Source organism: Cellulosimicrobium protaetiae (genome assembly GCF_009708005.2).
Lineage (GTDB): Bacteria > Actinomycetota > Actinomycetes > Actinomycetales > Cellulomonadaceae > Cellulosimicrobium > Cellulosimicrobium protaetiae.
In genome coordinates this window covers 4072637-4086362 of the sequence record NZ_CP052757.1, presented here as the reverse complement: position 1 = coordinate 4086362, position 13726 = coordinate 4072637, and the positions used below count along the sequence as shown (strand labels likewise).

Genomic DNA, 13726 nt, shown 5'->3' with positions numbered 1-13726 from the left:
GGGCGGGGGTCTCCCGGCCCTGGCAGGCCTCGTTTGCTATTTGCTATAGCAAGCCTGCCATGCCGATGTTACGCCAGATCGGCGCTCGTGTTAACTCGCGCACGACGCGATGCGGAGTTGTGACCTTTCGCGCCGCGGCTCCCCCCGCCCGCCGAACCCGGGATCGCTCCCCAGGGTGAAGGCGTCCTGGGGAGCGATCCCGGGTTCGGCGGGTGGTGCCGTCGGGCTGGTGTCAGACGACGAGGTTGCCCGTCGTGACGACGCGGTCGCCGTCCTCGGGGAACGCCGTGCGGGTGACGCCCTGCTCGACGTTGCCGCTGTGCAGGGCGTACGAGTCGCCGCCCAGCGCGGACGGCGCGAGCGCGAGGCTGCCGCCCGCGAAGGTCGAGCCCGTGGCAGACCACTTGTTGATACCGGCGTCTAGGTTCACGTGTCCAGTGTCACCCGACGGCGCGGTGCTCCGGACGCCGTCGAGCGCCCACGTGACCGGCTTGTCCGCCTTCGCCCGGCGCAGGAAGCTGCCGCCCGCAGGCTTGCCCTCCAGCCGGGCGCCGCCGTCGAGCCGGATCGTCTGCTCCGTGGCGCCCGCCGCGACGAGGGCGACGTTGCGCACGACGCCGCCGCGCACCGTGAGGTCGCCGCTCGCCGTCACGGTCCCCTCGCCCTCGGCCGCCTCGAGCGTGCACGCGTCGAGCACGACCTGGCCCTTCCCTGCGAACGAGGCGTTCTTCAGCCCGTTCAGGGTCGTGCGGACGAGGTGCACCGGGTTCGTGACGTTCGCCTGGGTGATCGCGGTGTCCGGCAGGACCGCGAACCGCGACCCCTCGATGACGTTGGGCCGCTTCGACAGCGCCGAGGCCTGGGAGATGATCAGCGTGTCGTCGGCCTGGCAGCCGCGGAGCTGCACGCCGTCGGCGTTGACCCACAGCATCCCCGACCCCGCGAGGCCGTCCTTGCGGATGACCTGCACGTCCTCGAGCGTGAGGTCGGTGACCTTGACGCGCGCGACGAACCACGAGCACACGTGCCGCGTCACCGTGATGCGCTTGGCCGCGCCGCCCCAGGCCGCGCCCGAGTTGGCGAACGTCATGAGGCCCGAGTTCCCCACGTAGGTGAGGTCGTGCTCGTACTGGCCGTGCGTGACGAACGGGCCCTGGTCGTCGCCGTCGCCGTGGCAGTTCTCCACCAGCCCGTACGACGACGCGGTCCAGTCGTTGAGGTGCCGCGCGTTGGTCGTGTGGCAGTCGACCACGTGCCCGTAGTTGCAGTAGATCTGCTGCGTCAGGTAGCCCGCGCCGCCCCACGTGACCGACGCCGGGTTGGTCAGCGAGCAGCCCGCCGTGCGGAAGAACGTGCTCCACCGGCGCATGACGAGCGGCCAGAACGTCGCGACGCCGTGCACGTTCTCCACGTCGCAGCGGACCGCGTACTCGTAGGCGATCGGGTGCGAACCGGTGTACTGGTCGCCGTCAGGTCGTCCGCGGAACACGAGGTTGCGCACGTGCACCTGCTCGACGGGCTCCACGCGCGTCCATGTGAGCGTGCGGCCCTTCGCGAGCGACCAGCCCGCCTTGTAGTTGACGCGCACGTGGGTGGCGTCCACGATCTGCGTGATCTGGACGAGGCGCTGGAGCTCGCGCTCCCACCGGCCGGTGAGCGCGTTGACCTCGACCGCGTACCACTGACCCACCTCGAACTGCGACGAGTCCGCGACCTCGTAGTCGTCGCGCAGCTCCGGCATCGTCGCCGTGAGGGTGTTCGTCCGGACGTCGTCCGTGACCTTCCCGCGGAAGAACAGCACGGCCGCGAAGGGGTCGTCCTGCCCGGCGTCCTCGATGCCCTCGGTCGTCATGAGGTGGTTGCCGAAGTCGAGCTCGAGGTTCGAGCGGGTGAAGGTGTGGCGGCGGGTGAAGTTGAGGTCGGTGTGGGCCTCGATGCGGGTGATGCTGGGGTCGTCGACGAGGGCGTCGAGCGCGTCGTCCGCGGGGTCGTCGGGGCCGAAGAGGCCGAACCAGCGGAAGTCGGCGGTGCCGGTGTGCAGCGTGTGCCAGCGGCCCTTGGCTCCCGCGTCGCTCGGGGCGAGGACGGTGCCGCCGTTGGTGGTCGCGGTGGACTTGGCGTCGTAGCGCAGGAGGCGCTCGGCGCCGTCGCCGGGGGTGGCGTGGCCGAGGAGCTGGGCGACGGTGCCGTCGTCGAGCTTCTTGGCCTTCCAGCCCGTGAGCTCGGCGACGGTGGCGGCGACGAGGACCTCGGCGTCGGGCTTGTCGTTCTTGCCCGTAGGGAGCGCTCCGGCGAGGGGCGCCGCGTGGGCGCTGCCGCTGCCGAGGGCGACGGCGCCCGCGGCGAGGGAGGCGATGCCGGCGACGCGCAGCAGGTTGCGCCGCGAGGGCGGCTGGGCGGCCTCGCCCGGCGCCGCCGTCGTCGGCTCGGTCGTGGTGTCGAGGGTCATGGGTGTCCTTTCGTCGGCCCGTGCACGACGGCGCGGGTGTCGGTGGGGAGGAAGGTTCGGGTGCCCGGGTGGTCGCCCGGTTGGGTCACACGACGAGGTTCGCGTCGACGAGCACGCCGTCGCCGGACGTCGGGAGCCCGGTGCGGTCGACGCCGGTCTCGACGTTGCGGGCATGGAGGACGCGCACGCCGTCGGGCAGGTCGAGGCGACCGCCCGTGAACCGCGACCCGGTCGCGGCGTAGCGGTCGCCGGGGCGCAGCGCGACGTGCGCGGTGCCGTCGGCGGCCCGCAGGTCGGCGCCGCGGAGCGTGACGTCCACGGCACCCGCGCCGGTGCCGCGCGAGACGAGGGCGCCGGCCGTCGTCGTGCCCGACGCGCGCACGCCGTCGAGCACGAGCCGCTGGTCGCGCGCGCCGCTGAGCCGCACGCCCACGCCCCGCCACGACCCGCCCGTGACGGTGACGTCCGCCGAGCCGAGGTCGACCGGGGCGGCGGGCGCGTCGTCCGTGCCGCCGACGAGCTCGCAGTCGGTGAACGTCACGGGACCGGCACCGCGCAGGATCGTGCCGTCCACGCCCGTGATCCGGGTGCGGACGAAGTGCACGGCGTTCGTCACCGGCGTCTGGTGCAGCACCGACCCCGCGGGCAGCGCGAACGCGCAGTCCTCGACGACCGTCGGGCGCCGCGACAGCGACGACCGCTGCCCGACGGCGAAGAAGCCGGCCGTGCAGCCGCGCACCTGTGCGCCGTCGGCGTTGATCGTGAGCGTCGCCTGCGGGTCGAACGTCGACCGTGCGACGACGTGCACGTCCTCGAGCGTGAGGTCCGTGATCTTGGTGCCCGCGACGAACCACGAGCACGTGTGGTGCTTGACCGTGATGCGCTTGGCCGCCGTGCCCCACTGGCCGCCCGAGTTGGCGATGTCCATGAGCCCGCTGTTGCCGACGAACACGAGGTCGTGCTCGTACTGCCCGTGGGTCGTGAACGGGTTGCCGCCCTGGTCGTCGCCGTCGCCGTGGCAGTTCTCCACGAGGCAGTACGCCGACGCGGTGAGGTCGTTGAGGTGCCGCGCGTTGTGGCTCGTGCAGTCGGAGACCCGCCCGTACAGGCAGTAGATCTGCTGGGTGAGGTAGCCGGCGCCGCCGTAGAAGACCGTCGGCGGGTTGGCGACCGAGCACCGCTCGGTCACGAAGTGGGTGTTCCAGCGCCGCATGATCACGGGCCACCACGTGCGGTGGCCGTGGACGTCCGAGACGTCGCAGCGCACCGCGTACTCGAACGCGACGGGGTGGGAGCCTGTCATCTCGCGGTCGTCGGGCAGCTCGCCGTTCGCGGGGCCGTCGAACGGACCGGAGCCGTGGAACGTCATCGCGCGCACGTGCACCTGCTCGACGGGCTCGACGCGCGTCCAGGTGAGCACGCGCCCGGCGGGCAGCTCCCAGCCGTTCTTGTAGTCGACGCGCACGTGCGTCGCGTCGAGCACCTGCGTGACCTGGACGAGGCGCTGGAGCTCGCGCTCGTCGCCCCCGCCCCCGGGCCGCTCGTCCGAGCGCAGCGCCCACCACTGCCCGACGGCGAACGCGCCCGCGTCCGCGACCTCGAAGACGTCGGCGAGGTCGGGGAGGGTGGCGGCGAGCGTGCGCTGCTGCGTCTCGTCGGTCACCCGCCCCTGGAAGAACAGGACCGCGCCGAACGGGTTGTCGTGCGCGTTGCGCTCGATGCCCTCGCTCGTGACCGTGTTGCCGCCGAAGTCGAGCTCGAGGTTCGAGCGCGTGAACGTGTGGCGGCGGGTGAAGTTGAGGTCGGTGTGGGCCTCGATGCGGGTGATGCTCGGGTCGTCGACGAGGGCGTCGAGCGCGGCGTCGGCGGGGTTCTCCGGGCCGAAGAGGCCGAACCAGCGGAAGTCGGCGGTGCCGGTGTGCAGGGTGTGCCAGCGGCCCTTGGCTCCCGCGTCGCTCGGGGCGAGGACGGTGCCGCCGTTGGTGGTCGCGGTGGACTTGGCGTCGTAGCGCAGGAGGCGCTCGGCGCCGTCGCCGGGGGTGGCGTGGCCGAGGAGCTGGGCGACGGTGCCGTCGTCGAGCTTCTTGGCCTTCCAACCGGTGAGCTCGGCGACGGTGGCGGCGACGAGGACCTCGGCGTCGGGCTTGTCGTCGTTCTTGGCGCCGAGCGGTGCGCCGGCGAGGGGCGTGGCGTGGGCGCTGCCGGTGCCGAGGGCGACGGCGCCTGCGGCGAGGGAGGCGATACCGGCCACGCGCAGCAGGCTGCGCCGCGACGGGGGCGGGGCGTCGACCGCCGGCTCGGGTTGGCCGAGGGTCGGGGACGCGGGGCGGGTCTGGGATCGGGGAGTGGACAACTCGGGCACCCTTCGGGACGTCGGGAGGACGCCGTGCGGGCGGGCGACGCGAAGGCTCCGGCGGCCCGGGGCTGCGGGGTGTTCCGGGGGAGCGGTGCTGCGGGGGTCGTGCGGTTCCGGTGCTGGGTCGGGGTCAGCGGGTTCGTGCGCGTCGTTGCGACGGTGAACCGGACTCTCGGAGAGTAGCCAAATGCTATGGCATCGTCAAGAGATGGCTGATGCGTGTCGATGCAGGTCAGAGAGAGTGTGAGCGGCCCCTGAATGCCATAGCAAAATGCGACGCGACCTGCGCGGACCGCTCGTGTGATCGCGGTTCAGGGCCAGGGTGGCGACGCGCCGACCTGCGAGCCGCTGCCCGACCCGACCCGTGATCGCTCATCGGCCGCGGTAGCGCTTGGCCACGTAGGCGGGCACCGCGAGGGACCAGTAGAGGATGGAGACGACTCCGATCGGAGCCATGTATGCCGGCTCGCTCCGGCCTCCCGTCAGGTACACGACCGCCGCGACGACGGAGACGACCCCCACCCAGCCGAGGAAGAGCGGCCCTGTGCGGACCGGCGCCCCACCGGCCACGTCCCGCAACCAGCTCTCGTACCATCCCGACGGTTCGTCGGGTTCGCGATCGGCCATGGCCGGAAGTGTGGCACGGCCGTCGCTCGACACCTGTGCCCCACGAGCACGGAGGCCAGGTGACCGGCAGGCGCTTGACCATCGGCCCGGGGCGCTCGTCTTCCCTCGAGGACGCCGCCCGGGTGGGTCAGGCGGCGGTGCGGTGCCTGCCCGGCTCGGTTCGTCGAGCCGCAGCTGCCGCCGCCCGGCGCGACCACCTGTGCGTCTTCCAGGCGAGGTAGGCGCTGCCTCCGAGGAAGACCGTGGTCACAGCCGGGGTCAGGAGCCAGGTGCGATCACCTGGCCGATAGACGACCTGCGGGTCTGACAAGGCGTCGTGGTGGAGGGTGGGATGGACCGGACCAGGAGGCGGGTCGCCTTCTGCGGTCCCGAGGCTCTCGTCGAGGAGCACGTCCTTGATGACGCGGTCCCTGGCCTCGGGCTCCCACGTGCCGGTCCAGCGGCAGGACGGGGTGCCACGGTTCGAGCTGCAGTGCTGCTCGACCGGGGTGAACGTGCCGACCTCGCCGTCGTGCTGCGCCTGCCAGCTGTTGACGGTGCCCGAGATCCCGGACCACACGGCGACGACTGCCGCGCACGCCAAGAGCACGTACACGACCACGGCGATCGAGGTGGCGATCGCCTGGCGGGCTCGAACGGAAGGCATGACCGAGAACATAGCGGCGAGCGTGCGGACGGCGAACCGGCGGTCCGGACAGGGCGTCGCGGTCGACCGGTCTTCAGCCCGGATCCGTGACACCCCTGCGGCGGCCCCAGGATCAGAGGTAGTCGCCCGGCCAATGAAAGCCCATCCCGGCTGCGGCGGCCTCCCGCAGACGGGCGACGACGTCGGCCCCCGCGCGGACCGTACGGAGCATCCCGGTCGTGTCCGTCGCCGGCGTCGGCGCGTCGAGGACTGCCGCGGTGAAGCGCTCGGTGAGCGGGTGCGCGGGCAGGCGAACCTCGACGACGGGGGAGCGGTGGAGGCGCGCCCGCTGGAGCGTCGTGCGCGCAAGAACGTCGACGACCTCGCCGGCGCGCTCCGCCGTCGGGTCGACGCCGAGCTCACGGACCTTCAGGACGCCCGGCCCGGGTTCGTGGGCGAGGTAGCCCACCACCTCCCCGTCGGCAGCCCGCGCGGTGAACACCTCGGCGCCGGAGTACCAGAGCGGGATGCGGCGCTCCCAGTGCTCGGCGGTGCGCCGGGTGGTGAGGGGGCGTGGTCCGCCGCCCGCGGCGTCGAACCTGTCGTGCGGCGCGGCGAGCTGCTCCCACCCGAGCGCGACGGACCATGCCGGCCGTGGGACGCCGGGCAGGCGGTCGGTGCGGACGGTCAGGGGTGCGTCGTCCTCCGAGCCCGACGGCGGAGCCCCCGGCCCGGACGGCGCGTCGCGGGGGGTGTGGGGGCGGAACGACTCGGCGGCGAGGTCGTCCACCGTGTGGGTCGCGGCGTCGCCGAGCGTCCGTGGAACGCCGCGCCGGAGCGGCACGTCGAACGTCTCGAAGCCGCTCGACCGGTAGACGTCGGGGGTGCCGGTGAACAGCAGCGCGACGTGCGTGCCGGCCCGCTCCATCTGCTCGACGGCCCGGGAGAGCAGCGTCCGGACGAGGCCCCGGCCGCGGGCTTCGGGGGCGGTCGCGACGTTGGCGACGCCGCCGGCCCGCAGCGTGCCGCCGTCCGGCCCGCCGACCTCGCGCGGCGTCCAGTACACCGAGCCGACCACCCCGCCGTGGAGCGGGTCGACGGCGACGTGCGTGCGGTCGAGCCGACCGTCGTCGGTCTCGTAGACCGGCACCATGAGCGGCGCGTCGAACGCGCGGTCCCACAGCGCGTAGAGGGAGGGGACGTCGTCGGGCGTGGCGGTGCGCAGGTGCATGGCCGTCCAGGGTCGCGAGCCGGTGTTGACGGGATGCTATAGCAAAAGTAGGGTCGCGGGACGACCGTCGGCGTGCGACGCGACGGACCGTGCGGGCCGGGCTGGGCACGCACGACACCCCGGGCGGCGGCGTGCCGCCACCCGGGGTGCACCGTCAGGCTGCCTGCGCGGCGAGCCAGTCCTCCAGGCGCGTCCCGAAGATCTGCGCACCGTCCACGGCCACGAGCGTGCGGTCCTCGATCAGCGCCCCGAAGTACGGCGCGTCGTCCGCCGTGACGACCTCGCGCCCGTCGCCCTGCGCCGCGAGCGTCCGGCGCACGAGGTCGCCGATCGCGAGGACCTCCGGGCCGGCGATCTCGACGTCGCCCACGGGCTCTCCGACGGCGATCCGCGCGACGGCGGTCGCGACGTCCTCGGCGGCGATCGGCTGGATCGACGCCGACGACACCCGCACGGTGTCCCCGTGCGCCGCCGTGCCGATGATCGCGGGGGTGAACTCGAAGAACTGGGTCGCGTGGACGAGCGAGTACGGCACTCCCGACTCGCGGACGACGCGCTCCTGCTCGGCCTTGCCGTGGAAGTAGCCGATGCCCTGCGGGCGGTCGGTGCCCACGATGGTGAGCGCGACGTGGTGGCGGACGCCCGCCGCCTTCTCCGCCGCGACGAGGTTCGCGGTCGACGTGGCGAAGTACTCCCGGACCTCGTCGGGGACGTACGACGGCGCCTGGGTGGTGTCGACGACGACGTCGGCGCCGGCCAGCGCCTCCGTCAGCCCTGCGCCGGTGTACGCGTCGACGCCCGTGCGGCGTGATGCGGCGACGGCGTCGTGCCCGTGCGCGGTGAGCTTCTCGACGACGCGCGAGCCGACGTGCCCGGTGCCGCCGACGACGATGATGCGAGCCATGTGGTGCCTCCCTGAGATCGGTGGATGCGGGTGCATCCTCCTCAGGTCGACCGGGAGTCGCGCCGGGCTGTGACGGCCGGGCGCGAGGCGCCACCGGCGGGCGGCGCGGGCTCAGGCCCCGACGGCGGGCTCCGCCTCGTCCTCGGTGTGGCTCGCGAGGCGGGCTGCGGCCTCGCCGATGTGCTCGGCCATGACGCGCTGCGCCGCCCCCGGGTCGCCGCCCGCGATGGCGTCGACGATGAGCTCGTGGGTGCGGGCGTGCGCGACGCGCGCCTCGGGCTCGAGCGCGGCGTTCGCGGCGCGCAGGAAGCCGGTGATGCGGCTGCGGAGCTGCGCGTTGAGCGTCATGAGCATGCGGTGGTCGGCCATCTCCCAGAGCTGCTCGTGGAAGCGCCGGTCGAGCTCGAAGACGCGCGCGTTGCTGCCCTTCTCCGCCGCCTGGACCATCTGCTGCACGGTCTTGCGCAGCCTCGCCTCCTTGGCGGGGTCCCACGCGTCCTGGACCCGCACGACGGCGAACTGCTCCAGCAGCGTGCGCAGGCTCGAGATCTCCTCGAGGTCGCGGCTCGTGAGGGCGGCGACCCGCGCGCCGCGGTGCGGGAGTCGCTCGACGAGGCCCTCCTGCGTGAGCCGCGTGAGCGCCTCGCGGACGGGGATGTGGCTCGTGCCGAGGCGCTCGGCGAGCTTGCGCTCGACGAGCCGCTCGCCCGGCGCGAGGTCGCCGCTGAAGATCGCCTCGCGCAGCTCGACCGTCACCCGGTCGGCGACGTTCTGGTCCGGCACGCTCTTGAGCGCCATGGCTTCTCCGTGGTGTCGTGGGGGCGGCGGGCTCGGATCGTCGTCGGTCGGACGCCCCGAAGGATAGCGGCCACGGCGCCGTCCCTGGTCGGACGTGTCGACCGAGCAACATGCTATAGCATCGGCACTCCCGAGCCCAGAGGAGGTGCGATGGTCGCCCTGCACACGCGGGCCCCCGTCCCCGCGTTCGTCGGCCTGGCGGGCGTCGCCGTCCGCGACGTGACACCCGCCCCGGGCATCCGGGCGCGCAACTGGGGCCCGGCGGACTGGGACGTCTCCGAGGGTGCGCACCGCGCCATGACGCTCACGGCGGTCGCGCTCGCCGAGGAGCGCACCCCGGCCGGCGGCGCCTCCGACCCGCTCGTCCTCGTGACGGTCGACGGCACGTGGTGGCGCCGGGTCGACGACGAGGCGACGCTGCGCACGACCGTCCTCGACGCGACCGGCCTGCCCGTCGAGCGCCTGGTCGTCTCGCTCTCCCACACGCACGCCGGACCCGTCCTGTGCTCGGGCGACGCCGACCTCCCGGGCGGCGACCGCGGCGTCGCGTACCTGCGCGACCTCGCGCGCGCCGCGGCCGACGCCGCCGTGGCGGCGATCGCGTCGCTCCGACCCGCGACCCTCGAGTGGACGACCGGGCGCTGCGGCCTCGCGTCCAACCGCGAGGCGCTGCTCGACGGGTGCGCCGACGGGGACGCGGGGACCGCCACGGGAAGCGCCCCGCGCCCGCTCGTCGGCTTCAACCCCGACGCCGGCACCCCGCGCTCGCCCGGCGCCGACCTCGCGGACGACACGGTCGTCGTCGGGCGCCTCACGACGCGCCCCGCCCTCGGCGCCCCGGACACCCGGCCCGACGGCGTCGCGCCCGAGGGCGACCCCGTCACCCTCGCCACGATCGTCAACTACGCGTGCCACCCGACGACGCTCGCGTGGCAGAACCGGCTCGTCTCGCCCGACTACGTGGGCGCCATGCGCGACCTCGTCGAGCGCGAGACGGCCGCCCCCGTCGCGTTCCTCCAGGGCGCGTCGGGCGAGCTCGCCCCGCGCGAGCAGTACACGGGCGACACCGCCGTCGCGGACCGCCACGGCACGTCGCTCGGCCACGCCGTGCTCGCGGCGCTCGCCGAGCTCCCGCCGCCGGGCACGGAGCTGGAGCTGACCCACGTCGTCGAGTCCGGCGCGCCGCTCGCCGTCTGGGAGCCCGTGCCGTCGGCCGCGCTCACCGGCACCGATGCCCGCCCCGACGCCCGCACGCTCGCCGCGGTGGAGGAGCCCGTCACGCTCGACCTGCGCGACCTCCCGACGTGGGACGAGCTCGAGGCCGAGTGGGCCGGCATCGACCCGCGCTCGCGCGAGGAGCGCCTGCGCCGCGCGCGGAACCTGCGCGACGGCTACGTCACCGGCCCGACGGTGCCGCACCCCACGTGGGTGTGGCGCGTGGGCGAGGCGCTGCTCGTCGCGCACCCCGGCGAGGCGTACTCGCGCCTCCAGCGCACGGTGCGCGCCCACGCCGGGACGCGGCCCGTCGTCGTCGCGAACCTCACCAACGGCCCCGGCTTCGTCTACCTGCCCACGCGCGAGGCGTACGACGTCGGCGCCTACCAGGCCTGGCAGTCGCCGCTCGCGCCGGGCTCGCTCGAACGCCTGGAGCGGCACGCGTGCGCCGTCGTCGACGACGTGCTCGCCGCCACCGCGGCCTGGCCCCCCGGCGCGGTCGCACCACCGCACGCCGCACCCGCGACCCCGATCCGTCCCGTCCCCGAGGAGGACCAGTGACCACCCCCGCCCCCGACGCCCCGCCCGTCCCGCTCGCCGTCGTCACCGGGGGAGCGGCCGGCATCGGCCGCGCCGTCGCCGAGCGCCTCGCGGCCGACGGGTTCCGCGTCGTGTGCGCGGACGTCGTGCAGCACGACCTCCCCGCGCTCGACCTCGGCGCCGTCCCCGACGCGCCCGGGCTCGTGTGGGCCCCGCTCGACGTCACGGACCACGCCGCCGTGCGCGCCGCGTTCGACGACCTCGCGGACGCGTTCGGCGGGATCGACGCGCTCGTCAACAACGCGGGCATCCAGCGCCACCGCGCGCTCGAGGACCTCACCTGGGACGAGTGGTCGGCCGTCGTGGACGTCAACCTGCACGGTGTCTTCGCGTGCCTCCAGGCCGCGGGTCGCCACATGCTCGCGGCGGGTCGTGGTGCCGTCGTCAACATCTCGTCCGTCTCGGCCCGCGGCTCCGCGGGACGGGCGCCCTACTCCACCACCAAGGCCGCCGTCATCGGGCTCACCGCGACCGCGGGCGCCGAGTGGGCCGCGCGCGGCGTGCGGGTCAACGCCGTCGCCCCCGGGTACATCGACACGGGCGTGTTCCGCCAGGGCGTCGCGCAGGGCACGCTCTCGGAGGAGACGATCCTCGCGCGCATCCCCGCGCGCCGGCTCGCCCAGCCGGAGGAGATCGGCAACGCGGTGAGCTGGCTCGTGTCCGACCAGGCCGCGTACATGGTCGGCCAGACCGTCTACGTCGACGGCGGGTTCCTCGTCGACTACGGCGTGCCGCTCGCGAAGAAGCCGGAGTGAGCGTGGGGCCCGCCGCGCGCGTCGTCGCCGTCCGGACCGCGACGACGGTCGTCCCGCTGCCGCAGCCGCTGCGTCTGGGCGCGATGACCGTCGAGCGGCGCGAGTACGTCGGCGTGCGCGTCGTCGCCGAGACGGACGACGGCCGGACTGTCGCCGGCGAGTCGTACGCGCTCACGCGCGAGGCGCCCATGGCCGAGCTCGTGGACCGGCTCGTCGCTCCGCACGTCCTGGGCCGCGAGGTCGTCGCGTCCGACGGCGTCACCGCGCGCGAGAGCGTCGGCGCCGCCTGGGACGCGGCCCTGCGCGGGTCTGCGATCGTCGGCCGCGTGGGCCTCGTGCGGCGCGCGATCGGCCTGGTCGACGTCGCGCTGTGGGACCTCGCGGGCCGGCTCGCCGGGCGCCCCGTCTGGTCCCTGCTCGACGACGGCGCGGACCTCGCCGGGTTCGCAGAGCCCGGTGTCGGCGACGACACGGACGTTCCGTCACGTGCCGTCGCAGGGCGTCCCGGCGTCGTCTCATCCGGGGCGGCCGTCGCTGTGCCACGCCCCGCGATCCTCGTCGCGGCGTATCCGACGCCGGGCCGGAGCGCGCGCGACGTCGCGGACGAGGTGCTCGCGCACGCGCGCTCGGGGTGGCCGCTGCTGAAGATCTCGCGCTCGCCCGACCGGGCGCTGATGCATGACCTGCTCGCGATCCTGCGCGCCGAGCTGCCCGACGTCACGGGCCGGCCGACCGTCGCGGGGCGCAGCGGCGTCGTCGTCGACGTGGGCTTCGGCTGGCGCGACGCGGACGAGGCGCTCGCGGACCTCGACGCGTGGGGCGTCGCGGGCGCGGCGGGGCAGTCCGGCGAGACCGCGCCCGCGCTCGCGTGGCTCGAGGACCCCCTGCTCCCCGAGGACGCGGTCGGCGCCGCGCGCGTGCGCGACGCGTCCGGGCTGCCGCTCTCCGTCGGTGACGAGGTGACCGACCCCGAGGTCTTCGCGCACCTGGCGATGCTGGGCGCGCTCGACGTGCCGCGCGTCGACGTCGTCGCGATCGGCGGCATCACGGTCGCCGACCCGCTCGTGCGCGCGTGGGCCGCGCGCGGCATGGTGGTCTCGAGCCACGTGTACCCGGAGGTGAGCGTGCACCTCGGCGGCGCGGCGGGCATCGGCGTCGAGACGTTCGACCGCTCGCCCGAGGGCAACCCCTACGACCCCGCGCCGCTGCTCGTGCGCGGCGGTGCCGTGTTCGACGGCGGCCACGCCACCCCGCCCGACGCGCCCGGCCTGGGCTTCACGCTCGACCCCGACCGCTTCGACCTGGAGGCACCCTCGTGACCGGACCCGCAGCCGGACCCGCGAACAAGCACCGCAGCGTCGTCGTCACCGGCAGCGGCAAGGGCATCGGCCGCGCCGTGGCGGCGCGCCTCACTGCGGACGGGTGGACCGTCGTCGGGCTGGAGCGCACCCCGGGCTCAAGGACGGTCGAGGAGGGGGTGTGCGCCGCCGTCGTGCTGGGGGACTCGCGCGACCGCGAGGCCCACCGCGAGGCCGCGCGGGCCGCGCGCGACCTCGCGCCGCTCGCCGGGTGGGTCAACAACGCGGGCATCACCGTCCGCACGCCGCTGCACGCGCTCGCCGACCCGGAGCGCGCCGCGCAGGTCGAGCAGGACGCGCGCGACGTCGTCGAGATCAACGGTCTCGGCTACCTCTGGGGCTGCGCCGCCGCCGTCGAGGCGTTCACCGACCAGGTGAGCGGCGGGTCGATCGTCAACATCGGCTCGATCCACGGCCGTGCGGCGTTCGCTGACCACGCCGCCTACGAGCTGACCAAGGGCGGCATCGACGCGCTCGCGCGCTCCGTCGCCGTGACGTACGGGCGGTACGGCATCCGCGCCAACACCGTCGCGCCGGGCGGGGTGCGCACCCCGCACCTCGACGCCCAGATCGCCCGCGCGGCCGACCCGGCCGCCGAGGAGCGCGCGCTCGCCGAAGGCCCGCCGCTCGGCCGCATCGCCGAGTCCGAGGAGATCGCCGCGCTCGTCGCGTTCCTGCTGTCCGACGAGGCGGGCTACGTCTCCGGCCAGTCGATCGCCGCCGACGGCGCCTGGACCGCGTCCTTCGGCAACCCGCCCCACGACCCCGACCTCGACGCGCGCTACGGCCTCACCTGAACTCCGCGCAC

11 protein-coding genes are annotated in these 13726 nt (G+C 74.6%); 4 read left to right on the top strand and 7 right to left on the bottom strand.

The window, feature by feature from the left end; all coding sequences use genetic code 11:
* Nucleotides 1-232 precede the first annotated feature (232 nt).
* The 7 genes from FIC82_RS17610 to FIC82_RS17580 all read right to left on the bottom strand — a co-directional run bounded on the left by FIC82_RS17610 (nucleotide 233) and on the right by FIC82_RS17580 (nucleotide 8990).
* The gene (locus tag FIC82_RS17610; protein ID WP_216609926.1) at nucleotides 233-2449 is read right to left on the bottom strand and encodes a peptidase C14; all 2217 of its coding nucleotides are present in this window, start codon (nucleotides 2447-2449) and stop codon (nucleotides 233-235) included.
* 85 nt (nucleotides 2450-2534) lie between these two features.
* The gene (locus tag FIC82_RS17605) at nucleotides 2535-4700 is read right to left on the bottom strand and encodes a peptidase C14 (protein ID WP_253691251.1); all 2166 of its coding nucleotides are present in this window, start codon (nucleotides 4698-4700) and stop codon (nucleotides 2535-2537) included.
* Nucleotides 4701-5177: 477 nt separating this feature from the next.
* On the bottom strand, nucleotides 5178-5432 hold the full coding sequence (locus tag FIC82_RS17600; protein WP_053369531.1) for a hypothetical protein: 255 nt from the start codon (nucleotides 5430-5432) through the stop codon (nucleotides 5178-5180).
* A gap of 127 nt (nucleotides 5433-5559) precedes the next feature.
* Nucleotides 5560-6078 carry a hypothetical protein gene (locus FIC82_RS17595; RefSeq protein WP_154799353.1) on the bottom strand — a complete coding sequence of 173 codons (519 nt, stop codon included), beginning with the start codon at nucleotides 6076-6078 and terminating at the stop codon, nucleotides 5560-5562.
* A gap of 112 nt (nucleotides 6079-6190) precedes the next feature.
* The gene (locus tag FIC82_RS17590; protein ID WP_154799352.1) at nucleotides 6191-7288 is read right to left on the bottom strand and encodes a GNAT family N-acetyltransferase; all 1098 of its coding nucleotides are present in this window, start codon (nucleotides 7286-7288) and stop codon (nucleotides 6191-6193) included.
* A 154-nt stretch (nucleotides 7289-7442) separates the two neighbouring features.
* Complete coding sequence (locus FIC82_RS17585) at nucleotides 7443-8192, bottom strand: SDR family oxidoreductase (protein ID WP_053369534.1); 750 nt, start codon at nucleotides 8190-8192, stop codon at nucleotides 7443-7445.
* Nucleotides 8193-8303: 111 nt separating this feature from the next.
* Nucleotides 8304-8990: a GntR family transcriptional regulator gene (locus FIC82_RS17580; RefSeq protein ID WP_053369535.1), complete on the bottom strand. Its 687-nt coding sequence runs from the start codon at nucleotides 8988-8990 to the stop codon at nucleotides 8304-8306.
* A 150-nt stretch (nucleotides 8991-9140) separates the two neighbouring features.
* Here FIC82_RS17580 and FIC82_RS17575 point away from each other — a divergent pair, with 150 nt between their 5' ends.
* Genes FIC82_RS17575 through FIC82_RS17560 form a run of 4 tightly spaced genes read left to right on the top strand, consistent with a single transcriptional unit; the run spans nucleotide 9141 to nucleotide 13715 of the window.
* Nucleotides 9141-10766 carry a hypothetical protein gene (locus FIC82_RS17575; RefSeq protein ID WP_154799351.1) on the top strand — a complete coding sequence of 542 codons (1626 nt, stop codon included), beginning with the start codon at nucleotides 9141-9143 and terminating at the stop codon, nucleotides 10764-10766.
* Entirely contained in the window at nucleotides 10763-11560 is a 798-nt protein-coding gene (locus FIC82_RS17570) for an SDR family NAD(P)-dependent oxidoreductase (RefSeq protein ID WP_053369887.1), read from the top strand. Before FIC82_RS17575 ends, FIC82_RS17570 begins: the two co-directional genes overlap by 4 nt.
* A complete protein-coding gene (locus FIC82_RS17565; protein WP_253691250.1) occupies nucleotides 11557-12879 on the top strand; it encodes an enolase C-terminal domain-like protein in 1323 nt (440 codons plus the stop codon). Before FIC82_RS17570 ends, FIC82_RS17565 begins: the two co-directional genes overlap by 4 nt.
* Entirely contained in the window at nucleotides 12876-13715 is an 840-nt protein-coding gene (locus FIC82_RS17560; RefSeq protein ID WP_168732054.1) for an SDR family NAD(P)-dependent oxidoreductase, read from the top strand. The genes FIC82_RS17565 and FIC82_RS17560 overlap by 4 nt, the downstream gene beginning before the upstream one ends.
* The last annotated feature ends 11 nt before the right edge of the window (nucleotides 13716-13726 follow it).

What these genes read in the sequence shown, in the direction of transcription:
- FIC82_RS17585 (WP_053369534.1), bottom strand. Translation starts at nt 8,192, where the DNA reads ATGGCTCGCATCATCGTCGTCGGCGGCACCGGGCACGTCGGCTCGCGC.
- FIC82_RS17575 (WP_154799351.1), top strand. Translation starts at nt 9,141, where the DNA reads ATGGTCGCCCTGCACACGCGGGCCCCCGTCCCCGCGTTCGTCGGCCTG.
- FIC82_RS17580 (WP_053369535.1), bottom strand. Translation starts at nt 8,990, where the DNA reads ATGGCGCTCAAGAGCGTGCCGGACCAGAACGTCGCCGACCGGGTGACG.
- FIC82_RS17600 (WP_053369531.1), bottom strand. Translation starts at nt 5,432, where the DNA reads ATGGCCGATCGCGAACCCGACGAACCGTCGGGATGGTACGAGAGCTGG.
- FIC82_RS17590 (WP_154799352.1), bottom strand. Translation starts at nt 7,288, where the DNA reads ATGCACCTGCGCACCGCCACGCCCGACGACGTCCCCTCCCTCTACGCG.
- FIC82_RS17595 (WP_154799353.1), bottom strand. Translation starts at nt 6,078, where the DNA reads ATGCCTTCCGTTCGAGCCCGCCAGGCGATCGCCACCTCGATCGCCGTG.
- FIC82_RS17610 (WP_216609926.1), bottom strand. Translation starts at nt 2,449, where the DNA reads ATGACCCTCGACACCACGACCGAGCCGACGACGGCGGCGCCGGGCGAG.